Raw genomic sequence first — 23,798 nt, 5'->3', positions numbered from 1 at the left:
ACGGCCGTGCGCAGGCGGACGGCCGTGGGCAACTCAGTTTTTCAGCCAGCCGGCTTCCTTGAACACCGGGGTCACGCGAGCGGTGTCTTTTTCAATGTAGGCGGTCAGCGGCTCGCCCTCGAGGAAGGTCGGCACCAGAGCGTTCTGTTTGACGTAGGCCTTGAACTCAGGCGTCTCGGTGACTTTGCGCATCAACTCGACATAGAACGCGCGCTGTTCGGCGGTGACTTCGCCAGGCATGAACACGGTGCGCGGGAAGCGGTACTGATCGACCCCCAGGCCTTCTTCATGGCACGTCGGGACATCGGCCCACGACTTGTCGCCAGCGACTTTCTCGGTGTAGGCCATGCGCTCTTTACTGAACACGCAGAGCGGCTCGACCTGATCACCACGCCATTGACTGATGCTTTCGCTGGGATTGTTGACGTTGGCGGCGATGTGTTTGCCGGCCAGTTGAGTGGCTGCTTCACTGCCGCTTTTGAACGGGATGTACACCAGTTTGCTGTTGGTGGTCTGGTTCAGCAGGAGGGTGAGGGTCTGGTCGACATCCTTGGACTGACTGCCGCCCATGCGCAGGTTCGACGGGTCAGCCTTGACGGCTTCATAGAATCCTTTGGCGTTCTTCCAGGGCGCGCCTTTGTAACTCCAGAGGATGAAGTCGTCCTCAGCCACTGCGGCCACGGGTGTCAGTTCCTGCCATTGATAACCGAGCTTGGACACCAGGGGCAGCAGGTAGATGTTGTTGGTACCGATCACCAGTTTGTCGGGATCGCCTTTGTTCATTTTCAGGTCGAGAAAGGCTTCGGCGCCATTGCCGCCACCCTTGTTGAGGACGATGGTATTAACGTCGAGCAGTTTGTGAGTGGTGATGATCGACTGGATCAGACGGCCGAGCTGGTCGGTGCCGCCACCAGGACCGCCGGCGACGACGATTTCGACGTTCTTGTCCGGTTGCCAGGCCGCATGAGCGAGTGCAGGAAGGGCGCCGGCGGCGACCAGTGTGCAGCCAAGAAACAGACGGGACGTACGACGGACGAATGCATTTCGCATGGAAGGGCCTCGTTTTTGTAGTTGTTATGAGTGACTTGTCTGCGCTCGAAAGCCGCAAGCCTGGTCCGAGTGTGGGAAGGTGTTTGCCTCGCGTCTAGTCAAAACAATACATACACCGATAGCCTGGGGTTATAGGTACCAACATCAAAAATGACAGTTTTCCCCTAGCGCTTTGTGCCAGAGCGTTTCGCGATGAAAAGCTCTTCAGACGCGAGGCAGTGAAAGCCCGGTGAAAGCAGGGTATGCAATAACCCAAGGCTATCGCCTGATTTCAAGTATTGATTAGACGGTTATCACCGAGCCTTCGATAGTGCTCACCAGACGCCGTATAAACGGTGTCGTTGCATCCACAAAAATAATAAACAGAGGTACGCACCATGGCTCGTCCCAGTGCTTCCCTGCATCTGCCTGGTGCAGATGTTCAGTCAGCGGCAGTGACTGCGGCAACACCGCAGGCGACCACTCGCACCGCCAGCAATGTGCGCTGGAAAATCTTCGCGATTGTTTTCGCCTTGACCATGGTCAACCTGATCGACCGGGTGTCGTTGTCCATCGCGATGCCGACCATCGCCCATGAATTTTCCCTGTCACCGAGTATGCAAGGGCTGATTCTCAGCAGTTTCTTCTGGGCGTATGCCTTGCTGCAGATTCCTGGCGGCTGGCTGATCGATCGCTTCGGTCCGCACCGGGTCATCAGCTGGTCCACCGGGTTATGGGGCACCTTTCAGGTGATCGCGGCATTCGCTACGGGAGGGCTGTCATTGTTGTTCGCCCGGGTTGCCCTGGGCGCCGCAGAAGCACCGTTGTTTCCCTCCGGCGGCAAGCTCATCTCCTTGTGGCTGGCCCCGAGCGAGCGCAGCCGTGGCGCGGTGCTGATGGACAGTGGCAGCCCATTGGGTGTGGCGGTTGGCGGGTTGATCATTGCCTACCTGATCGCTTCGCTGGACTCCTGGCGCCTGGCCTTTGTGATTGCCGGCATCGCGACACTGGTGCTGGCCTGGGTGGCGCAACGTTACCTGCGCGATGACCCGGCCACGCACCCGCAGGTGAACGCCGAAGAGCTTGAGAAGATCAACGCCGGCCGCGCCACCCCAGCCGCTGAAGCCGCGCGCATTCCGGTCAAAGGCCTGGGCATTGCCGCGCGTTCCCTGAGCGGATTGCTGATCGGTCGCGCCAGCTGGGCGATGGTGTATTTCGGGCTGCTGACCTGGGGGCCAAGCTACCTGGCACAGGCCCGCGGGTTCGATATCAAAGGCATCGGCGCCGCCACTTTCGTGATCTTTGTGTGCGGCGCTCTGGGGTCGTTGACCGGCGGTTTTCTCTGCGACGGCCTGATCCGCAAGGGCGTCAGCCGAGGGGTTGCGGTCAAGAGCCTGCTGGCGTTTTCCGGTCTGGTGGCCCTGGGTGCGTTCCTGTTGCTGCCGACCCTGAGTGATCCTTTTGCGGCCGTGGCGTTGTTGGCCATGACCGCCTTTTTTCTTATGTGGGGCAGCCTCTACTGGAGCTTTCCGGCGTTGTTGGCCGCGCCGGCACGGGTCGGTTTGATTGGCGGCGTGATGAACATGGCGGGCAGCACCGGCGGCATCGCGGTGCCGATTCTGGTGGGCGTGATCCTGCAGATGTCGGGTGGTTTTGCGCCGGTCCTGGGTTTCTTTGCGGTGTGCTCGGCGATCTTCGTGCTGGCTACGCTGTTCATCAGTCTTGATGAGGTGCGTCATGGGTGAGTTGTGGAATGGCCCGATCATCGATGCCCATCATCATTTCTGGGACCCTGCGATCAACGACCATCCCTGGCTCGCCCCGGAGGCCAATATTGCGTTTCGCTACGGCGACTACAGTGCGATCAAGCGTCGTTATTTTCCCGACGATTACTTCGCTGATGCCGGTCCTCATCACGTCGTGCAAACGGTGTACATCGAGACCGAGTGGAACCCGCAGGACCCGATTGGCGAAACCCGTTTCATCGAGGGCCTGGCCGCTCGTTATGGCGTACCCAATGCGATCGTGGCGCAAGCCTGGCTCGATCATCCGGACGCCATCGCGGTCCTGACCGAACAGGCCGCATTCAAGTGCGTACGCAGCGTGCGTCACAAGCCTGGCGGACCGACGACGCCAGAGCAGGTGGGGCATGTGCGCAGCTTGATGAGTGATGAGCGCTGGCGTCGCGGTTATGCCGCGCTGGAAGGTCTGGGACTGCATTTTGATTTGCAGTCACCCTGGTGGAACCTGCACGAGGCCGAACGCCTGGCCCGGGATTTTCCTCGCACCACGCTGATTCTCAACCACGCCGGGTTGCCCAATGACCGTAGCGCCGAAGGCTTGGCGGGGTGGCGTCTGGCGATGTCGCGACTGGCCCAGTGGCCCAACGTGCAGGTGAAGGTTTCCGGCCTCGGCCAGGCCGGCCAGCCTTGGCGCGCCAAGGACAACGCCTGGATCGTGCGCGAAGTCATTGCCATGTTCGGTACCGATCGAGTGATGTTCGCCAGCAACTTTCCGGTGGACAGCCTGTGCGGTTCGTTCGATGACATTTACAGCGGATTCAAATCCATCGTGGCTGATCTGCCGAGCGCCGATCAGCAACGACTTTTCTACAGTAACGCGCAGCGGGTTTATCGCTGCGAGCCTTGCGCCATTGAGCGGACATGGCCAGAACCCTTGAGGAGTGAAGCATGAACAAGACAACCATCGCCATGGTCCTGGGTGACCCGGCGGGCATCGGCCCGGAACTGATCGCACGCCTGCTCGCGGAGCCTGCCGTACGCAGCCAGGCGAATGTGATTTTGATTGCTGACGAGGCGGAAATGCAGCGCGGCATGCGCATTGCCGGCGTGGAGTTTCCCTACCGTCGTGTGGCGTCGCTGGAGCAGTTGTCGTTCACCGATGACACGCCGTTGTTCTACGATTTCCGCGGCGACACCTTGGGAGCGTTTCCCCGCAGTGAAGCCAGCGTCATTGGTGGTCGCTACAGCCTCGATACCCTGGAAAAAGCGCTGCGCCTGACCGAGGCCGGGACCACCGATGCCGTGCTGTTCGGGCCACTGAACAAGACCTCGCTGCACATGGCTGGCATGGCGCATAACGACGAGTTGCACTGGTTCGCCGAGCTGCTGGATTTCCACGGGCCGTTCTGCGAATTCAATGTGCTCGATAACCTCTGGACGTCGCGGGTCACGTCCCATGTGGCCTTGTCCGAAGTCCCGGGCATGTTGACTCAAGCGCGCGTAGTGGAGGCGATCCAGCTGATTGACACCGCGCTCAAACGCAACGGCCTGGAAAAACCACGCATCGGCGTCTGCGGCTTGAACCCGCACAACGGAGACAACGGTTCGTTCGGTCGCGAGGAACTGGACATCATCGGCCCGGCGGTGCGTTCGGCGCAGGCACTTGGAATAGCGGCAGAAGGACCTTATCCGGGCGATACGATTTTCCTCAAGGTGCAGGGCGATGCCAGTGCCTTCGACGCGGTCGTGACCATGTACCACGACCAGGGCCAGATCGCGATCAAGTTGATGGGATTCTCCCGCGGCGTGACCGTGCAGGGCGGCCTGCCGATCCCGATTACCACCCCGGCCCACGGCACCGCGTTCGACATCGCCGGCCAGGGCAAGGCCAACGTCGGTGCAATCCGCCAGGCGTTCGAGATTGCCTGCCGGATGGGGACCAACAGCTACTGATTTTGCGATAACCGAACAACGCATCACTCTGTGGGAGCGGGCTTGCCCGCGATGACGGCAGTGCAGACACCTTGTTGGTGTCTGTCAGACCGCTATCGCGGGCAAGCCCGCTCCCACAGTGGTTTGTGTATGCCCGATAACCTCATCTAACTGATAACCCGTTGTTGCGATCACCCCAGGTTATCGTCGGATACGCATAAGTGATTATCCGCCACCCCCTGGCGCTGGCTACAGTCGGTCCATCGAATGCCTGGAGCCTGCGATCCAAGCGGCTTTGCGCACACGACCCAACAATGACAAGAATCCGGCAGCGCAAGGAAACTGTATTCATGAAAATCAAAGCGATCCGTACCCGCGTTTTCGAGTGGAAAGGCAAAGTCGTTCCCCCTCAAGCGCACTTCTGCACCAACGCCAGCGACATCCTGTTCGAGCGTGGCGATGCCATGGGCTCGTTCCGTTTTCATGGTTGGCTGGTGGTGGAAGTCGAGACCGATACCGGTCTTGTCGGCATCGGTAACTGCGCCCTGGCCCCGCGTGTCGCCAAGGAAATCATCGACACTTACCTGGCCCCGATCGCCATTGGCGAGGACCCGTTCGACAACGAATACATCTGGCAGAAAATGTACCGCCAGAGCCACGCCTGGGGCCGCAAAGGCATCGGCATGGCGGCCATCTCGGCGATCGACATCGCCATCTGGGACATCATGGGCAAAGCCGTGAACAAGCCGGTGTTCAAGCTGCTCGGTGGACGCACCAAAGAAAAGATCTGGACCTACGCTTCCAAGCTCTACGCCAACGACAACCTTGACCTGTTCCTCGAAGAAGCCCAGGGCTATCTGAACCAGGGTTTCACCGCGCTGAAAATGCGTTTCGGGTACGGCCCGAAAGACGGCCCGGCGGGCATGCGCAAGAACATCGAGCAAGTCCGCGCGCTGCGTGAACTGGCCGGTCCTGACGTCGATATCATGCTCGAATGCTACATGGGCTGGACCCTGGAATATGCCCGCCGGATGTTGCCAAAGCTGGCCGAATTTGAGCCGCGCTGGCTCGAAGAACCGGTGATCGCCGATGACATCGAAGGCTACATTGAACTGAAAAAAATGGGGATCATGCCGATCTCGGGCGGTGAGCATGAATTCACCTCCTACGGCTTCAAGGATCTGCTGGAACGCCGCGCCATCGACGTGATCCAGTACGACACCAACCGCGTCGGCGGCATCACCGCTGCGCGCAAGATCAACGCCATGGCTGAAGCCTGGTCGGTGCCGGTGATTCCTCACGCCGGGCAGATGCACAACTACCACCTGACCATGTCCACCACCGCGTCGCCGATGGCCGAGTTCTTCCCGGTATTCGACGTCGAAGTCGGCAACGAACTTTTCTACTACGTGTTCAAAGGCGAGCCGCAGCCGGTCAACGGTTACATCCAGCTCGACGACAACACGCCGGGCCTGGGCCTGGAAATTTCCGATGAATATTTGAGCGACTTCAACATCATCGAATGACCGTGTAGTGGGGAACTCCTGTGGTGAGGGGATTCATCCCCGTTGGGCTGCGAAGCGGCCCCAGCGCCCGCTCAAAGGGCTGGGTTGAGCCGACTCACGACTGCTTCGCAGCCGAACGGGGCGGTGCGACGTTCGCTAAATCCCCTCGCCACAATTATGACTTTTTGGAGGGCCGACATGCGCCTGATTCAATTTGAAAACTCAGCCGGCGAACGCCAGGTCGGCCTCGTCGATGGGGCACAGGTCCAGGTGCTGCTGAACACGCGCAGCACCCGTGAACTGGCACTCGCGGCGATCCGCGCCAATCGCAGCCTGCAAGAAGAAGCCGCAACCCGTGGCACCGTGCCGGGCCCGGATTACGCGCAACTGCTGCAGCAGGGCAACGTCCTGCCGCCGCTGGATCACGAAGACCCGGCCCATTGCCTGATCAGTGGCACCGGCCTGACCCATCTGGGCAGTGCATCGGCGCGGGACAAGATGCACCAGCAAGAAGGTGCGGTTGAAGCCGGCATGACCGACACCATGCGCATTTTCAAATGGGGTCTGGAAGGTGGGAAGCCTGAAGCCGGCCAGGTCGGGGCGCAACCGGAATGGTTCTACAAGGGCGACGGCAGCATCGTCGTGCGACCCGGTGCGGACTTCCCGGTGCCGCCGTTCGCCGAAGACGCCGGCGAGGAGCCGGAACTGACCGGCCTCTATGTCATCGGCGACGATGGCCTGCCGTACCGTGTCGGTTATGCCTTGGGTAACGAGTTCTCCGACCATGTGATGGAGCGGCGCAATTACCTGTACCTCGCGCACTCGAAGCTGCGCTTTTGCGCCTACGGCCCGGAACTGCGCGTCGGTGAGTTGCCCCGGCATCTGGCCGGCACCAGCCGCATCAAACGCAACGGTGAAGTGATCTGGGAAAAGGAATTTCTCAGCGGCGAAGACAACATGTGCCACAGCCTCGCCAACCTTGAATTCCATCACTTCAAATACGCCCAGTTTCTGCGTCCGGGGGATGTCCACGTGCATTACTTCGGCACCGCCACGCTGTCGTTCGCCGACGGGGTCAAAACCCAGCCGGGTGACCGGTTCCAGATCAGCCTCGACGCGTTCGGTGCGCCCCTGGAAAACGGCATTGGCGAGAGCTCCCAACCGTTAGACATCGGCCAGGTGCGTGCGCTTTAAGTCTTCAATTGCCGGTGTTTTGGCCCGGTCAAGGAACCTCCCATGAACACGTTATCAGGACACAACTACATCGCTGGCCGTCGCAGCGCCAACGGGACTGTACAGCTGCAAAGCCTCGATGCAACCACTGGCGAGCCGCTGCCCGGTACCTTCTATCAAGCCAGCGAAGCGGAAGTGGACGCCGCCGCCAAGGCTGCAGCCGCTGCTTATCCGATCTATCGCAACGTCAGCGCTGAAAAGCGTGCGTTGTTCCTGGAGGCGGTCGCCGATGAAATCGATGCCTTGGGTGATGACTTCGTCGCGACTGTTTGCCGTGAAACGGCATTGCCGGCGGGGCGCATTCAGGGTGAGCGCGGCCGTACCAGTGGCCAGATGCGCCTGTTCGCCAAGGTCCTGCGACGCGGCGATTTCTATGGCGCGCGCATCGACCAGGCATTGCCCGAGCGCCAGCCATTGCCGCGTCCGGATCTGCGCCAGTACCGCATCGCGTTAGGTCCGGTGGCCGTGTTCGGTGCCAGTAACTTCCCGCTGGCTTTTTCCACGGCCGGTGGCGATACCGCTTCGGCGCTCGCCGCCGGCTGCCCGGTGGTGTTCAAGGCGCACAGCGGGCACATGGCAACCGCCGAATGGGTGGCGGATGCGATCATCCGCGCGGCCGAACGTACCGAGATGCCTGCGGGCGTGTTCAACATGATCTTTGGCGGTGGCGTCGGTGAGTGGCTGGTCAAGCATCCGGCGATCCAGGCGGTGGGCTTCACCGGCTCGCTCAAGGGCGGTAATGCATTGAGCCACATGGCGGCGACCCGACCACAGCCGATCCCGGTGTTTGCCGAGATGTCGAGCATCAACCCGGTGTTCCTGCTACCTGAAGCACTCAAGGTGCGTGGCGAACAGATTGCTGCGCAGCTCGCCGGTTCGGTGACCTTGGGCTGTGGTCAGTTCTGCACCAATCCTGGCCTGGTCATCGGCCTGCGTTCGCCGCAGTTCAGCCTGTTTCTGGAATCGTTTTGCGCGAGCATGAACCAGCAGCCGGCACAAACCATGCTCAATGCCGGCGCGTTGGGCAGCTACAGCCAAGGCCTTGCCGAATTGCACGAGCATCCGGGCGTGACGCATCTTGCAGGCAAACCGCAACAGGGAAATCAGGCGCAACCGCAAGTGTTCCAGGCGGATGTCGGCCTGCTGCTCAGGGGCGATGAGTTGCTTCAGGAAGAAGTGTTCGGACCCACCACCATCGTTATTGAAGTAGAGGATCAGGCGCAGATGGCCGCGGCCTTGCAGGGCTTGCGCGGGCAGCTGACGGCGACGCTGATCGGCGAGTCTGACGAGTTGCTGGAGTACCGTTGGCTGGCCGAATCGCTGCAGGAAAAAGTGGGGCGGATCCTGCTTAACGGCTATCCGACCGGGGTCGAGGTGTGCGAGGCCATGGTGCACGGCGGGCCGTACCCGGCAACGTCCGATTCGCGCGGGACGTCGGTCGGCTCGCTGGCCATTGACCGATTCTTGCGGCCGGTGTGCTTCCAGAATTACCCGGACGCCTTGCTCCCCAAGGCGCTGCAGAATGCCAACCCGCTAGGGATTCGGCGGTTGGTGGATGGTGAGGTGAGTCAGTCGGCTTTGTAGTGCCTGCACTGACGCCATCGTCGGAACACCGCCCGGGGCAAGCCCGGCTCCCACATTGATTGGTGTCGCACACATATTCTGTGCTCCACCTCAAAACCCTGTGGGAGCCGGGCTTGCCCCGGGCGGTGTTCCGACGATGGCGTCATCAGCAGCACTGCATATTTACTTGGCAGCCACCTCGATAGGCTTCACCGCCGGCTTCAACACCAGCCACAACGCCACCGCAATCAACACCCCGCCATAAATGTGTGCCATCGACAAAGGCTCATCCAGCAACATCGCCCCCCACAACACCCCGAACGGCGGAATCATGAAGGTCACGGTCATCGATTTCACCGGACCGATGGACGTGAGCAGGCGGAAGTAAACAATGTACGCGAACGCCGTGCATCCCAAGCCTAGCCCCAGCAACGACAACCAGACATTCCAGCCACCCCAGCTCGCCGGCGGCTCGCTGATCACGCTGTAGCCGAACAGCGGCAGCAGGAACAACGTCGCCCCCAGCATGCTGCCCAGCGCCGAAAGACGGCTGTCGAGGCCGCCGGCCTGATCCAGCCAGCGACGGGCGAGGAACCCGGCGAAGCCGTAGCAGGTGGTAGCCAGCAGGCAGGCGAGGGCGCCCATCAGCAGTTGCAGGTCAAACGCCACCGGACCGGCACGGGTCAGAATGCCGACGCCAAACAGGCCCAGGAATACGCCACCCAGCTTGGCGCCGGTGAGTTTTTCACTGAAGAACAGCCCGCCAATCAACACCCCCATCAAGGGTGTCGTGGCATTGAAAATCGCCGAGTACCCGGCAGGCAGCACTTGCGCCGCCACGGAGTACAGCGTCGCCGGAATCCCGGAATTGATCACCCCGAGCAACATCACGGTCTTGAGTTTGCCTTTGAAATCCCAGCTGATACGCATCAGTCCCAGGATCACCAGCAGGCCGACGGCCGCGATCGATACACGGAAAAATGCGGTCGGAACCGTGCCAATCACCGGGGCGATGATGCGCATGAACAGAAAGCTCGCGCCCCAGATGGCGGCCAGCGACAGCAAACGGAAAATATCGACGGGGTTCACGGGGCATTCCTTCCTTGATGGGGACGGGAGTGTTGCTGAGTGAGTGGTCTGTCGCAACCGAAAAACGGGCAATTAATTAAGCGGGGGGTGTGAGCCGATCACTGATCGCCAGGACCCACCTCGGAGTCGCGTCGCAAGACGAAGCGGCCTTAAACTGTATCACCGCAAAATTGCGCTTCTCCTGCACCCGGTTAACTGGCTAAGCTCAGGGTTCCGAATTCCCGCAGAGGTCTCACCATGGCGCAGCAATGGCCAGCCGCCGACATTGCCCGAATGATCCTCGAGGGCTTTGACGATTACCGCGAGCATTTCCGCCAGATCACCGACGGCGCCCGGGCTCGATTCGAGCAGGCCCAGTGGCAGGAGACGCAATCGGCCTCGGCCGCGCGGATCAATCTGTACGAAGAAAAAGTCAGCGAAACCGTAGAGCGCCTGCGTATCGCCTTCGACAGCGACACGCTGGACGTCAGCTGCTGGCCGCTGGTCAAGAGTGCCTACATCAAGCTGATCGACCTGCGCTTCGACGATGAACTGTCCGAGACCTGGTACAACTCGATCTTCTGCGGGCTGTTCAGCCATGACCTGATCAGTGATGGCTGCATGTTCATCCACACCACCCGGCCGAGCCTGCGTAGGGCCCGGGCAGCACAAACCCGCACCTACAAACCTCAAGGGCAGCTCTCCGGCATGCTGGAGAGCATTTTTGCCGACTACCGTTTCAGCGAGGATTACGCCGATCTGGCCAGCGACCTGCGCCGCCTCGAAGCGCAATTGCGTGAGAACCTGCCGGACTGGGTGTGCAAGGACCCGGACCTGAGCGTCGAATTGTTTTCCTCGGTGCTTTATCGCAACAAAGGCGCCTACCTGGTGGGGCGCATCTACACCCAGGACGAGCAATGGCCGTTGGTGATTCCATTGCTGCACCGCGAAGGTCGCGGCATCCAGATCGATGCGCTGATCACCGATGAAGCCGATGTGTCGATCATCTTCTCGTTCACCCGGTCGTATTTCATGGTGGATGTACCGGTGCCAGCGGAGTTTATCGGGTTCCTCAAGCGCATCCTGCCGGGCAAGCACATCGCCGAGCTGTACACCTCGATCGGTTTCTACAAGCACGGCAAGTCCGAGTTCTATCGAGCGCTGATCAACCACCTGGCGAGCACCGACGATCAATTCATCATGGCCCCCGGCGTGCGCGGCATGGTGATGAGCGTGTTCACCCTGCCGGGTTTCAATACCGTATTCAAAATCATCAAGGACCGTTTCTCGCCGTCGAAAAACGTCGACCGTGCGACGGTGATCGAGAAGTATCGCCTGGTGAAAAGTGTCGACCGGGTCGGGCGCATGGCCGATACCCAGGAATTCGCCGATTTCCGTTTTCCCTTGAGCAAGTTCGATCCGGCGTGCCTGGAAGAATTGCTGGAAGTGGCCGCGTCCACGGTGTCGGTGGAAGACGACACGGTGCTGATTCGCCACTGCTGGACCGAACGACGGATGACGCCGCTCAACCTGTACCTGGAAAACGCCAACGACGATCAGGTACGCGAGGCGCTGGAAGATTACGGCCTGGCGATCAAGCAACTGGCGGCGGCGAATATTTTTCCCGGCGACATGCTGCTGAAGAACTTCGGCGTTACGCGTCACGGCCGGGTGGTGTTTTATGACTACGACGAAATCTGCTTCCTGACGGAAGCCAACTTTCGCCACATTCCGCAGCCGCGCACGCCGGAGGATGAGATGGCGTCCGAGCCGTGGTACTCGATCGGTCCGCTGGATGTGTTTCCCGAAGAGTTTCCACCGTTCCTGTTTGCCGATTCCGGCCAGCGCAGGCTGTTCGATCAGTTGCATGGCGAGCTGTATAACGCCGATTACTGGAAAAGCCTTCAGGAAGCCATTCGCGCCGGCAAGGTGATCGATGTGTTCCCGTATCGACGTAAGGGCTTCGACAGCGAGTAGCGCGCCAGAGTGAATCCTGTGGGTTGGGGGTTATCTGTGGTGCAAGGCTTTATCTGTGCGGAGAGGATTAATCTGTGCTGAGAGGATTAATCTGTGGGAAGGGATTTATCTGTGGCGAGGGGATTTATCCCCGTTCGGCTGCGAAGCAGACGCAAAACCATTCGATGCGGTCTATCTTAAGATTCCCGCTGTTTGTATTTGGGACCGCTTCGCGGTCCAACGGGGATAAATCCCCTCGCCACAGATAAGTCCTCTTAGCACAGATAAATCCCTTCACCACAGATAAATCCCCCTCTACAAAAGCGCATCACAGTCGTGTTAAGTGGCGCAAATCTGCGACAATCCGCCCACTGCGCCACTAGCCGACTGAATTGCGTACCTGATGACCGACGAATCGCCCTCCATCGACAAACTGCTGAAAAATCTCGATCACGCCATGCTCGCCGACCGCCATCGGCTGCGGCGGCAGTTGCTTGAGCTGCGCAAGAAACCTGATGAAGCCAAGCTGGCTCAGTGGGTGGCGCGCATGCAGGCGTCCTGTGATCAGGTGCTGGCGCGGCGTGCCAGCCTGCCGGTGGTGCGTTATGACGACAGCCTGCCGATTGCCGCCAAGCGCGACGAAATCAAAGAGGCGCTGCTCAAGCATCAGGTGCTGATCATTGCCGGCGAAACCGGTTCGGGTAAAACCACGCAGTTGCCGAAAATCTGCCTGGAAATCGGTCGCGGCCAGTACGGCCTCATTGGTCACACACAGCCCCGTCGAATCGCTGCACGCAGTGTGGCGAGCCGCGTCGCGGAAGAACTCGGTACACCGTTGGGGGCGCTGGTCGGCTACCAGGTGCGGTTCGAGGATCAGAGCGATTCCAACACCCTGATCAAACTGATGACCGACGGCATCCTGCTGGCGGAAACCCAGAACGACCGCTACCTCGAACGCTACGACACGATCATCGTCGACGAAGCCCACGAACGCAGCCTGAACATCGACTTCCTGCTCGGCTACCTGAAAACCCTGCTGCCCCGTCGCCCGGACCTGAAAGTCATCATCACGTCGGCGACCATCGATCTGGAGCGTTTCTCCAGGCATTTCGATGATGCGCCAATTGTCGAAGTCTCTGGCCGCACCTTCCCGGTAGAGACCTGGTATCGCCCGCTGACCCTGGAACAGGACGAGGAGGGCAACCGCGTCGAGGACGACCTGACCGTGGATCAGGCAATCCTCGCGACGCTGGACGAAATCGCTGCGTTCGAACGCAGCGAACGAAAGAGCCCAGGTGATGTGCTGGTGTTTTTGCCCGGCGAGCGCGAGATTCGCGACGCCGCTGACATGTTGCGCAAGGCGCAGCTCAAGCACACCGAAATCCTGCCCTTGTACGCGCGGTTGTCCCCGGCGGAACAGCAGCGGATTTTCCAGTCGCACCCCGGTCGTCGCGTGGTCCTGGCGACCAACGTCGCGGAAACGTCGTTGACCGTGCCGGGCATTCGTTACGTGATCGACAGCGGTACGGCGCGCATCAGCCGTTACAGCTACCGCGCCAAGGTCCAGCGCCTGCCCATCGAAGCCATTTCCCAGGCCAGCGCCAACCAGCGTAAAGGCCGTTGCGGACGGGTCGAACCGGGCATTTGCATCCGCCTGTATGGCGAAGAAGATTTCCTGGGCCGCCCGGAATTTACCGACCCGGAAATCCTGCGGACCAACCTCGCCGCCGTGATCCTGCAGATGCTGCATCTGCGCCTTGGCGAGATCACTGATTTCCCGTTTATCGAACCACCGGATGGCAAGGCCATCAGCGACGGTTTCAACCTGCTGCAAGAACTCTCGGCGGTGGACCGCAACAGCCAGCTGACCCCGCTCGGTCGTCAATTGGCGCGGCTGCCGGTGGACCCGCGCATGGGCCGCATGTTGTTGGAAGCGGCCAAGCTCGGCAGCTTGCAGGAAGTGCTGATCGTTGCCAGCGCCATGTCGATCCAGGACCCGCGCGAGCGTCCGCCGGAGCGTCAACAGGCCGCGGATCAGGCCCACGCGCAATGGAAAGACGTCGATTCGGACTTCGCCGGGCTGGTCAATTTGTGGCGTGGTTTCGAGGAACAGCGCCAGGCGCTGACGGCGAGTCCGCTGCGTAACTGGTGTCGCAAGAACTTCCTCAACTACCTGCGTCTGCGCGAGTGGCGCGACTCCCATCGCCAGTTGAGCCTGATCTGCCGCGACATGCAGCTAAGCCTCAACAAGGAGCCGGCGGATTATCCGAAGCTGCACAAAGCCGTGCTTTCGGGTTTGCTCAGTCAGATCGGCCAGAAAACCGAAGACGGTGATTACCTCGGAGCCCGTCAGCGGCGCTTCTGGATTCACCCCTCGTCGGGCCTCGGCAAGAAGCGTCCGCAATGGTTGATGGCCGCCGAGCTGGTGGAAACGACCAAGCTGTATGCGCGCATGGTCGCCAAGATCGACGCCGACTGGATCGAACCGCTGGCCGGGCACCTGATCAAGAAAAACCACTTCGAACCCCATTGGGAGAAGAAGCGCGGACAAGTCGTGGCGTTCGAGCAGATCACATTGTTCGGGCTGATCGTGGTCGGTCGCCGGCCGGTGCATTACGGCCCGATTGACCCGGTGGTGTCCCGTGAGTTTTTCATTCGCGAAGGCCTGGTGCGGGGCGAGATTCAATCGAAGGCCAAATGCCTGAGCGCCAACCAGAAACTCCTTGAACAGCTCGACGAACTGGAAGCCAAGGCCCGTCGTCGCGACATTCTGGCCGACGAAGAAACCCTGTTCGCGTTCTACGATGCGCGGCTGCCGGCGGAGATTTACCAGACCGCGACTTTTGACAGCTGGTATCGCGTCAACAGCCAGAAAGACCCGCAGCTGCTGATCATGCGCGAGGAAGACGTACTGGCTCGCGAAGCCAGCGAAGTCACCGCGCAGCATTACCCGGACACCTTGCACATTGGCGATCTGGAACTGGCACTGAGTTACCACTTCGAACCCAACCATCCCCGCGACGGGGTGACCCTGCGGGTGCCGGCGCCTTTGTTGCCGATGCTGCCTCCTGAACGGCTGGAGTGGCTGGTGCCGGGTGTGATCGAGGCCAAATGCATCGCGCTGGTACGCAACCTGCCCAAGGCCCTGCGCAAAAACTTCGTTCCGGTACCGGATTTCGTCAAAGCGGCGTTGCAGCGCATGACTTTTGCGGAAGGCTCATTGCCCCAGGCGCTGGGACGTGAACTGCTGCGCATGACCGGTGCGCGGGTCAGTGATGAAGCCTGGGCCGAAGCGGCGCAACAGGTCGACAGTCATTTGCGCATGAACCTGGAAATCGTCGATGGCCAGGGCAAGTTCCTCGGCGAAGGGCGTGATCTGGCGGAGCTGACGGCACGTTTCGCCGAAGCCAGTCAGGCCGCACTGGCGGTGCCGCAAACCGCGAAAAGCCAGCAGCCGGTGGAGGCGAAAGTCTTCGCCGCGGTGGCGGAGAAAACCCAGCAGAAGATCGCCGGGCTGTCGATGACGGTCTATCCCGCGCTGGTGGAAGAGAACGGAACGGTCAAGGAAGGGCGGTTCTCCACGCCGGCCGAAGCCGAGTTCCAGCATCGCCGCGCGTTGCAGCGGTTGCTGATGCAGCAGTTGGCGGAACCGGCGAAGTTCCTGCGTGGCAAGTTGCCGGGACTGACCGAGCTGGGCCTGATGTACCGCGACATGGGGCGCATCGACAGCCTGGTGGAAGACATTCTGTTGGCCAGCCTCGACAGCTGCATTCTTGAGGGTGAAGACCCGTTGCCCCGTGACGGCGCTGGATTGGCCGCGTTGGCCGAGCGTAAGCGTGGCGGCTGGACCGAGCATGCCGAACGCCTGGCGAAGTTGACGCTGGAGATTCTCAAGCTCTGGCATGGCCTGCAGAAACGCTTCAAGGGCAAGATTGATCTGGCGCAAGCTGTGGCGCTCAACGATATCAAGCAGCAACTGAGTCATCTGGTGTATCCGGGGTTCGTCCGCGAAACGCCGATGCAATGGCTCAAGGAGTTGCCGCGTTACCTGAAAGCGGTCGAGCAACGTTTCGAGAAAATTGGCGCGCAAGTGCAGCGGGATCGAGTCTGGAGCGGTGAGTTGTCGGGGCTGTGGGCTCAATACCAGGCCCGCGCCAGCAAACACGCCCAGGAGGGCAAGCGCGATCCACAGCTTGAGCTGTATCGCTGGTGGCTGGAGGAGTACCGGGTTTCCCTGTTTGCCCAGCAACTGGGGACCAAGGTGCCGATCTCGGACAAGCGCCTGAACAAGCAGTGGAGCCAAGTCGAACCCTGACCCCTGTGGGCGCCGGCTTTGTGGCGAGGGGATTTATCCCCGTTGGGTGGCGAAGCCGCCCCAAAAACATTGCGATCAAATGCCTAAGGTGCACCGAGGGTGACGGTTTTGCGCCTGCTTTGCAGCCGAACGGGGATAAATCCCCTCGCCACAAAGGTGCAACACAGGTGGCCCCAAGGATTGCTGTTGCTTTTGCAAATGGCGCCAAAACCCCACGTTTATGGCAAACTTCGCGCCTATAAACGCCGGCCCCGCAGTTTTGAGCCTTCACGGCTGCGGGCGGGTCGGAATAAAGCGATGCCAGGTTTGCGTCCCCCGGATGGGAATAGACCCTTTGTGCGTTGGTACGTCGGTACCAATGCTTTCTGCCTGAACAGATTAGAGAAACGACCATGCATAACGTCGTCATCAGCGGCACCGGCCTGTATACCCCGGCCAACAGCATTTCCAATGAAGAGCTGGTGCAGTCTTTCAACGCTTACGTTGCGCAGTTCAACGCCGACAACGCCGAAGCGATCGCCCGCGGTGAAGTCGAAGCCTTGACCGAATCCAGTGCCGCGTTTATCGAAAAAGCCTCTGGCATCAAAAGCCGTTTTGTCATGGACAAGGACGGCATCCTCGATCCGCAACGCATGGCGCCACGCCTGCCGGAACGCTCGAATGACGAGTGGTCGGTGTTGTGCCAGATGGCCATCGGTGCCGCCGAGCAAGCCTTGCAGCGCGCGGGCAAAACCGCGGCGGACATCGACGGCGTGATCGTCGCCTGTTCCAACCTGCAGCGCGCCTATCCGGCCATCGCCATCGAAGTCCAGGAAGCGCTGGGCATCCAGGGTTTCGGTTTTGACATGAACGTGGCGTGCTCCTCGGCGACCTTTGGGATCCAGGCCGCCGCCAACAGCGTGCAACTGGGCCAGGCCCGGGCGATCCTGATGGTCAACCCGGAAGTCTGCACCGGTCACCTGAACTTCCGTGACCGCGACAGCCATTTCATATTTGGCGATGCGGCGACTGCCGTGATCATCGAGCGCGCCGATCTGGCAACGTCCGAATATCAGTTCGATGTGGTCAGCACCAAACTGCTCACCAAGTTCTCCAATAACATCCGCAATAACTTTGGCTTCCTCAACCGCGCGGCGGAAGAGGGCATTGGCGCCAAGGACAAGCTGTTCGTGCAGGAAGGCCGCAAGGTATTCCGCGATGTATGCCCGATGGTGGCGGAGCTGATCGCTACGCACCTGGAAGAGAATTCGCTGAACATTGCTGACGTGAAACGCTTCTGGCTGCACCAGGCCAACCTCAGCATGAACCACCTGATCGTGAAGAAACTGCTGGGCCGCGAAGCCACCGAAGAAGAAGCGCCGGTGATTCTCGACACCTACGCCAACACCAGCTCCGCCGGCTCGGTGATCGCGTTTCACAAAAACCAGGATGACCTGGCGGCAGGTTCGCTGGCCGTGCTCAGTTCGTTCGGGGCGGGTTATTCGATTGGTAGTGTGATTCTGCGTAAGCGCTGAGTTCGGCTTAAAAGATCGCAGCCTGCGGCAGCTCCTACACGGGATCGGGTTTCAACGCGATATCGCGGTTGGAATGCGGTCGGTGTAGGAGCTGCCGCAGGCTGCGATCTTTTTTTGGGCCAAAAAAACTCGCGCTGCCGTATCGGACGGATGATGGGGACCGATACCACAACGCGAGTTTGGAAAAACACCTCGGGCTTCCTTGCCCGAGTGATGTAGCGGGATTATCAGAACTTGGCTTCAGCATCCAGCTGCAGGGTGTTGATGTCCGAATCTCTCAGGCCGGCGCTGGCGTTGGTGTAGTCGGAGTTAGCCATGAAGTACGTCGCACCCAGGGCGAAGTTCTTGTCGATTTCGTAGCTCACTTTCAACTTGCTGCCGCGGGAACCGGTGAAGCCGTTGGCGAAGTCGGAGTCGGTGAAGGCGCCAACCACGGCGTTGCGCTGCACATCGCGGTAGTTGTAGTCCACTGCGAAGCCGTAGAGCTTGGTCTTCACACCCGCCAGCCAGCCCATGTCCTGATCGTTGCTGGCGTCGTCGTTGTTGACGATCTGACCATACAGCGACAGCGGCATTGGCAGCCCGCCGATATCCAGCTGACCAAAGCCTTCGTACAGTTTGAATTGCTCGCCCGGACTGTTGCCGTTGACGGCCAGTGCGCACGGAGCGGTGACGGCGCCAGTCGTCGGGCAAGCACTGCTGTCATCGTTGTCGTAGGCGTACAGGCTGCCGCCCAAGGTCATTTTGAGGTTGTCGGTGATCGCGAAACGCGCGCCCAATTGGCCAGCGTACAGTCGCAGGTCGTGTTTGAACTGCACGCCTTCGCCGTCGACGTTGTCCTTGAGGGTGTAGTGACCGGCGCTACCGAACAGTTCGGTGCTGCCGCCCAGTGGGTACTTGTAGGTCACTGCCAGACCTTCCGGGCTGATGTCGCTATCCCAGATGATGTCGCCCATGCTCACCCACTGTTGCGGCATCTTGCCGGCAACGAGGTGCAGGTTTTTGATCGCGTCGGGGTGGTAGTCGACGTAACCCTGGTCCAGCCAGATCGACTTCTTGTCGAAATAGTTGTTCAGGTCCTGGTTGGTGGAACGCGCGTCGTCGCTGCTGCCGGTGGCGATGCGGATACCGGTGTCGACCTGCGGGTTAATCTCGGTGTACGCACCCAGACGGGCACGAATGCGCTGGCGGTCCGAGTCTCTGTTGTTGGAAACGCCATCGTTCTTGATGGTTTCCTGGCGGAAACGCACGTCGCCCTTGAACTGGGTCTTGGCGGCCCACGCCAGTTTCTGGTCGAAGGCGCTCAGTGTGTCGGTTTTCTTCGCGGTGGCTGCGATCTGCTCGTTGGTCTCTTGCTGAGCCTGACGGGCGATCTGCTGGTCTTTCTGATCCCTGGCCAACTCGGCTTGCAGCTCGCCGTACTGCGCGTTGGTAATCGAGCCGTTTGCCTTGAGCATGTCGAGCAGTTTGGCGTCGACTGCGGCGCTGGCCGGAACACTCATGGCCAGCAGCAGTCCGCCACACAGGGCTGCCGCAGTTTTCGTGGAAGCAAGACGCATATCAATCTCCGAAGATGAGAGTGGATGACTGAGCCATCCAGGGCACAACCGACCATTGATGGACGGAAAACAGTGGCCGGGTTAGAACCCGACGCTCTAAAAACAGGCGCCAGTATCGCGATGGTTTATGACAGTGCAGTGGCGAAGTGATGGCATTGCGATGACGATACGAAGTCGTCTGAAAACCCTTTTCCAGAGCACTGCGGTCGGATAGGTCGTGTAGGTTGCTGCGCGATAAGCGATACTCGCCAAGCTTTCACGCATTAGGTGAAGAGGAATTTATGCCGCTGCAACGACTGGAAAACCTGTCCGACATTTCACCGCGCAACTGGGATGCCCTGGTGCCGGACGCTCAGCCGTTTCTGCGTCACGCCTTCCTCAGTGCCCTGGAGGACAGCGGCAGCGTTGGCCCTCATACCGGCTGGCAACCCGAGCATTTGTTGCACATCGAGGGCGATCGGCTGATCGCTGCGTTGCCCGCTTATCGCAAGTGGCACTCCTACGGCGAGTACGTCTTCGATCACGCCTGGGCGGATGCCTGCGAGCGTGCCGGCATCGACTATTACCCCAAGTTGTTGACTGCGGTGCCGTTCAGCCCGGTCAGTGGTCCGCGGCTGTTGGCGGCCAAGGTGGAAGACGGCTTCGAACTGCTCAAGAGCCTGCCGGGATACCTTGAGATCGAAGGGCTTTCCAGCGCCCACATCAACTTCACCGATCCGTTCACCGACGCCGCATTGGCCGAGCAACCGGGCTGGCTGCAGCGGATTGGCTGTCAGTATCACTGGCAGAATCGCGGGTACCGGGATTTTCAGGATTTCCTCGACGTCCTCAGTTCGCGCAAGCGCAAGCAGATGCGCAAGGAGCGCGAGCAGGTGGCGGGGCAGGGGATTGATTTCGAATGGCTCGAGGGGCCGCAATTGACTGAGGTGCAGTGGGATTTTGTCTATGCCTGCTACGCCAATACCTACGCGGTGCGTCGGCAAGCGCCGTACCTGACGCGGGAGTTTTTCAGTCTGCTGGCCGAGCGCATGCCGCAAGCCATACGTGTGGTGTTGGCCAAACAAGGCTCACGGCCGGTGGCAATGGCCTTCAGCCTGGTGGGCGGTGGCAGTTTTTACGGACGTTACTGGGGCTGTCTGGCGGAGTTCGACCGCTTGCACTTCGAGACGTGTTTCTACCAGGGCATGGATTACGCGATTGCCAATGGCTTTCAGCGCTTCGACGCAGGGGCGCAAGGCGAGCACAAATTGATACGTGGCTTTGAACCGGTGATCACCCATTCCTGGCACTACTTGCGGCATCCAGGCCTGAAGGCGGCGGTCAAAGACTTCCTGCACCAGGAGCGTTTGGGGGTGTTGGCCTATGCCGAAGAAGCGAGGACCGCGCTGCCTTATCGGCAAGCGTGATCCTCGCTCCGGGGGCTAAGTGCCTTCCTTGCCCAGCCAGCGGTATGTCACGCCGCCAACCACGGCGCCGAGCAGCGGCGCCACCCAGAACATCCACAACTGCGCCAAGGCCCAGCCGCCAACGATCAGTGCCGGGCCGGTACTGCGGGCCGGGTTGACCGAGGTGTTGGTCACGGGGATCGAGATCAAGTGGATTAGCGTCAGCGCCAGGCCGATGGCGATGGGCGCCAGCCCTGGCGGTGCTCGCTTGTCGGTGGCACCGAGGATGATCAGCACGAACATTGCCGTCATCACCAGTTCGCAGACAAAACCTGCGGCCATCGAGTACTTGCCGGGTGAGTGTTCGCCGTAGCCGTTGGAGGCCAGGCCCGCTGACAGATCGAACCCTTCTTTGCCGCTGGCGATGTAGTAGAGCAGCGCGGCGGCAATGACCCCGCCGATCACCTGGGCAATGATGTAGGCCGGCAATTCCTTGGCGGGGAATCGACCGCCGACGAACAAACCAACGGAAACGGCGGGGTTGAGGTGGCATCCGGAAATATGGCCAATGGCGAACGCCATGGTCAGCACCGTGAGGCCAAACGCCAGGGCCACACCCAGCACCCCGATTCCAAGCGGAGAAGACGCGGCCAGAACCGCACTGCCGCAACCCCCCAACACCAGCCAGAACGTACCTAACAACTCAGTGACTGAACGTTTGAACAGAGACATGAGAGCGTCCTTGATAGGCTTCCTATCGAGACTGCATCGAGTTATGCATCCTGCAAACTTACGACAGGCTCATCTCCAGAACCTTGGCTGAGTACAGCAGGGTTTTTACGGAATGCCAGTCGTAGAAAAACCGCCAGAGCCCGTGATGAAAGGCGTGTGGCGGTTTTCATGATCGGCCGGGCTCTATGTAGCAGCTGGCGAAGCCTGCGTTCGAGTGCGCAGCAGTCGTCAGTTCAGACCTCGCGGTATTGCAGGACGAACCTCGCGACTGCTGCGCACTCGAACGCAGGCTGCGCCAGCTGCTACAAGGGATCGCGTCGGCCATTGCGATATCGCAAGGGATCGCGTCGTTAAGGGTCATCGCGTTATTTCAAGGGATTGCGGCTAATCAATCCCTACAAACCCACCCGTCTGATGCAGCCACAACCGCGCATACAGACCGCCATGGGCCAGCAGTTCCGCGTGGCTGCCGGTTTCGGCGATCTTGCCGTTCTCCAGCACCACCAGCCGGTCCATCCGGGCGATGGTCGAGAGCCGGTGGGCGATGGCGATCACGGTTTTACCCTGCATCAAGGTTTCCAGGCTCTCCTGAATGGCGGCTTCGACTTCCGAGTCCAGTGCCGAGGTCGCTTCGTCCATGATCAGGATCGGCGCGTCCTTGAGCAGCACACGGGCAATGGCGATCCGTTGCCGTTGTCCGCCCGAGAGTTTCACCCCGCGCTCACCGACATGCGCGTCAAAACCGGTTCGACCCTCGGCGTCCGACAGCAGCGGAATGAACTCGTCGGCACGGGCTTTGTGCACCGCTTCCCAGAGTTCGGCGTCAGTGGCGTCGGGCTTGCCGTACAGCAAGTTGTCGCGGATCGAGCGGTGCAGCAGCGAGGTGTCCTGGGTGATCATGCCGATGCGCTCGCGCAGGCTTTCCTGGCCAACGTCGGCGATGTTCTGACCGTCGATGAGTATCCGCCCGCCCTCGACGTCGTAGAGACGCAGCAGCAGGTTCACCAAGGTGGATTTACCGGCACCAGACGGACCGATCAGGCCAATTTTCTCGCCGGGTTTTATCGTCAGATCGAGATCGCCGATGATTCCGCGTTTCTTGCCGTAATGGAAATCGACGTGTTCGAACCGCACTTCACCACGGGGCACGGTCAGCGGTTTGGCCTGATCGCGGTCGGTGACGCTGACCGGTTGCGCGATGGTCTGCAAACCGTCTTGAACCATGCCGATGTTTTCGAAGATGCCGTTGACCACCCACATGATCCAGCCGGACATGTTGACGATGCGAATCACCAGGCCCGTCGCCAGGGCAATCGCCCCGACCGAGATCAGTGATTGCGTCCACAACCACAGCGCCAGGCCGGTGGTGCCGACGATCAGCAAGCCGTTCATGCTCGTGATCACCACGTCCATGCTGGTGACGACGCGGCCGGCGAGCTGGGCTTTGACGGTCTGTTCTTCGATGGCTTCCTTGGCGTATTGCTGCTCGAAGTTGGTGTGGGCGAACAGCTTCAGCGTGGTGATGTTGGTATAGCCATCAACAATGCGACCCATGAGTTTGGAGCGCGCATCGGAGGACACCACCGAGCGCTCCTTGACCCGAGGGACGAAGTAGCAGAGCGCGCCAATGTAGGCGGCGATCCAGGTCAGCAACGGGATCATCAGGCGCCAGTCCGCCTCGGCGAACAGCACCAGTGAACTGACCGCATAGATCAGCACATGCCAGAGCGCGTCCACCGCTTGCACGGCCGAATCGCGCAGCGAGTTACCCGTCTGCATGATGCGTTGGGCGATGCGGCCGGCGAAGTCGTTCTGGAAGAAATTGAGGCTCTGTTTGAGCACGTAACTGTGGTTCTGCCAGCGAATCAGGCTGGTCATGCCGGGGCTCAGCGTTTGATGAACCAGCAGGTCATGGAGGCCGACGAATATCGGCCGAAAAACCAGGGCAACCACCGCCATCCAGGCCAGCTCGATGCCGTGTTCCTGGAAGAAATTGACGTTGGGCGTGCCTTGGGTCAGGTCGATGATGCGGCTCAGGTAGCTGAACAGTGCCACTTCGATCAGTGCACCGATCAAGCCGACGACCAACAGGGCGGCGAAACTCGGCCAGACCTGCTTGAGGTAATAGGTATAGAAGGGGAGAACCCGGTCCGGCGGAGCCGCCGTCGGTGCGTCGCGGAAAATGTCGATCAGTTGTTCGAAACGGCGATAAAGCATCGGATCTCCGCCCGCGCTCGGGCTTTTCCTTGAACAGTGTGAGCGACG

At 60.4% G+C, this 23,798-nt stretch carries 15 protein-coding genes; 10 read left to right on the top strand and 5 right to left on the bottom strand.

Features of this window, described 5'->3' with window-relative positions:
• Positions 1 to 33: 33 nt before the first annotated feature.
• Positions 34 to 1,050 carry a Bug family tripartite tricarboxylate transporter substrate binding protein gene (locus H7698_RS04605; RefSeq protein ID WP_162436903.1) on the bottom strand — a complete coding sequence of 339 codons (1,017 nt, stop codon included), beginning with the start codon at positions 1,048 to 1,050 and terminating at the stop codon, positions 34 to 36.
• A gap of 377 nt (positions 1,051 to 1,427) precedes the next feature.
• On the opposite strand from H7698_RS04605, the gene H7698_RS04600 reads away from it, so the two are divergent.
• The 6 genes from H7698_RS04600 (at position 1,428) to H7698_RS04575 (ending at position 9,025) form a co-directional block, all read left to right on the top strand.
• Entirely contained in the window at positions 1,428 to 2,774 is a 1,347-nt protein-coding gene (locus tag H7698_RS04600) for an MFS transporter (protein WP_194690713.1), read from the top strand.
• The gene (locus H7698_RS04595; protein ID WP_194690712.1) at positions 2,767 to 3,723 is read left to right on the top strand and encodes an amidohydrolase family protein; all 957 of its coding nucleotides are present in this window, start codon (positions 2,767 to 2,769) and stop codon (positions 3,721 to 3,723) included. The genes H7698_RS04600 and H7698_RS04595 overlap by 8 nt, the downstream gene beginning before the upstream one ends.
• Complete coding sequence (locus tag H7698_RS04590; RefSeq protein WP_194690711.1) at positions 3,720 to 4,724, top strand: 4-hydroxythreonine-4-phosphate dehydrogenase PdxA; 1,005 nt, start codon at positions 3,720 to 3,722, stop codon at positions 4,722 to 4,724. Before H7698_RS04595 ends, H7698_RS04590 begins: the two co-directional genes overlap by 4 nt.
• A gap of 329 nt (positions 4,725 to 5,053) precedes the next feature.
• The gene (locus tag H7698_RS04585) at positions 5,054 to 6,229 is read left to right on the top strand and encodes an L-rhamnonate dehydratase (protein WP_122476260.1); all 1,176 of its coding nucleotides are present in this window, start codon (positions 5,054 to 5,056) and stop codon (positions 6,227 to 6,229) included.
• A gap of 177 nt (positions 6,230 to 6,406) precedes the next feature.
• A complete protein-coding gene (gene araD1 / locus H7698_RS04580) occupies positions 6,407 to 7,402 on the top strand; it encodes an AraD1 family protein (RefSeq protein ID WP_194690710.1) in 996 nt (331 codons plus the stop codon).
• A 42-nt stretch (positions 7,403 to 7,444) separates the two neighbouring features.
• On the top strand, positions 7,445 to 9,025 hold the full coding sequence (locus tag H7698_RS04575; RefSeq protein ID WP_194690709.1) for an aldehyde dehydrogenase (NADP(+)): 1,581 nt from the start codon (positions 7,445 to 7,447) through the stop codon (positions 9,023 to 9,025).
• A 162-nt stretch (positions 9,026 to 9,187) separates the two neighbouring features.
• On the opposite strand, the gene H7698_RS04570 is transcribed toward H7698_RS04575, so the two are convergent.
• On the bottom strand, positions 9,188 to 10,093 hold the full coding sequence (locus H7698_RS04570; RefSeq protein ID WP_194690708.1) for a DMT family transporter: 906 nt from the start codon (positions 10,091 to 10,093) through the stop codon (positions 9,188 to 9,190).
• 237 nt (positions 10,094 to 10,330) lie between these two features.
• On the opposite strand from H7698_RS04570, the gene aceK reads away from it, so the two are divergent.
• The 3 genes from aceK to H7698_RS04555 all read left to right on the top strand — a co-directional run bounded on the left by aceK (position 10,331) and on the right by H7698_RS04555 (position 17,857).
• Positions 10,331 to 12,049, top strand: a complete 1,719-nt coding sequence (aceK, locus tag H7698_RS04565; RefSeq protein WP_194690707.1) for a bifunctional isocitrate dehydrogenase kinase/phosphatase — start codon at positions 10,331 to 10,333, stop codon at positions 12,047 to 12,049.
• A 382-nt stretch (positions 12,050 to 12,431) separates the two neighbouring features.
• A complete protein-coding gene (gene hrpA / locus H7698_RS04560) occupies positions 12,432 to 16,343 on the top strand; it encodes an ATP-dependent RNA helicase HrpA (RefSeq protein ID WP_194690706.1) in 3,912 nt (1,303 codons plus the stop codon).
• 392 nt (positions 16,344 to 16,735) lie between these two features.
• Positions 16,736 to 17,857 carry a beta-ketoacyl-ACP synthase III gene (locus tag H7698_RS04555; protein ID WP_162436894.1) on the top strand — a complete coding sequence of 374 codons (1,122 nt, stop codon included), beginning with the start codon at positions 16,736 to 16,738 and terminating at the stop codon, positions 17,855 to 17,857.
• A 227-nt stretch (positions 17,858 to 18,084) separates the two neighbouring features.
• Here the strand turns inward: H7698_RS04555 and H7698_RS04550 are convergent, their stop codons facing one another.
• Positions 18,085 to 19,416, bottom strand: coding sequence for a putative porin (locus H7698_RS04550; RefSeq protein WP_162436893.1), 1,332 nt, complete (start codon positions 19,414 to 19,416; stop codon positions 18,085 to 18,087).
• 281 nt (positions 19,417 to 19,697) lie between these two features.
• Here H7698_RS04550 and H7698_RS04545 point away from each other — a divergent pair, with 281 nt between their 5' ends.
• Complete coding sequence (locus H7698_RS04545; protein WP_194690705.1) at positions 19,698 to 20,822, top strand: GNAT family N-acetyltransferase; 1,125 nt, start codon at positions 19,698 to 19,700, stop codon at positions 20,820 to 20,822.
• 15 nt (positions 20,823 to 20,837) lie between these two features.
• Here H7698_RS04545 and aqpZ read toward each other — a convergent pair whose 3' ends face one another.
• Together aqpZ and H7698_RS04535 are read right to left on the bottom strand one after the other, a co-directional pair.
• Positions 20,838 to 21,533: an aquaporin Z gene (gene aqpZ, locus H7698_RS04540; RefSeq protein ID WP_162436891.1), complete on the bottom strand. Its 696-nt coding sequence runs from the start codon at positions 21,531 to 21,533 to the stop codon at positions 20,838 to 20,840.
• 384 nt (positions 21,534 to 21,917) lie between these two features.
• Positions 21,918 to 23,750, bottom strand: coding sequence for an ABC transporter ATP-binding protein (locus H7698_RS04535; protein ID WP_194690704.1), 1,833 nt, complete (start codon positions 23,748 to 23,750; stop codon positions 21,918 to 21,920).
• Positions 23,751 to 23,798: the final 48 nt, after the last annotated feature.

It is taken from the genome of Pseudomonas sp. p50(2008) (assembly GCF_015351605.1).
GTDB lineage: Bacteria > Pseudomonadota > Gammaproteobacteria > Pseudomonadales > Pseudomonadaceae > Aquipseudomonas.
The sequence above is the reverse complement of the archived record's forward strand: the minus strand, read 5'-3'. Positions and strand labels throughout refer to the sequence as shown.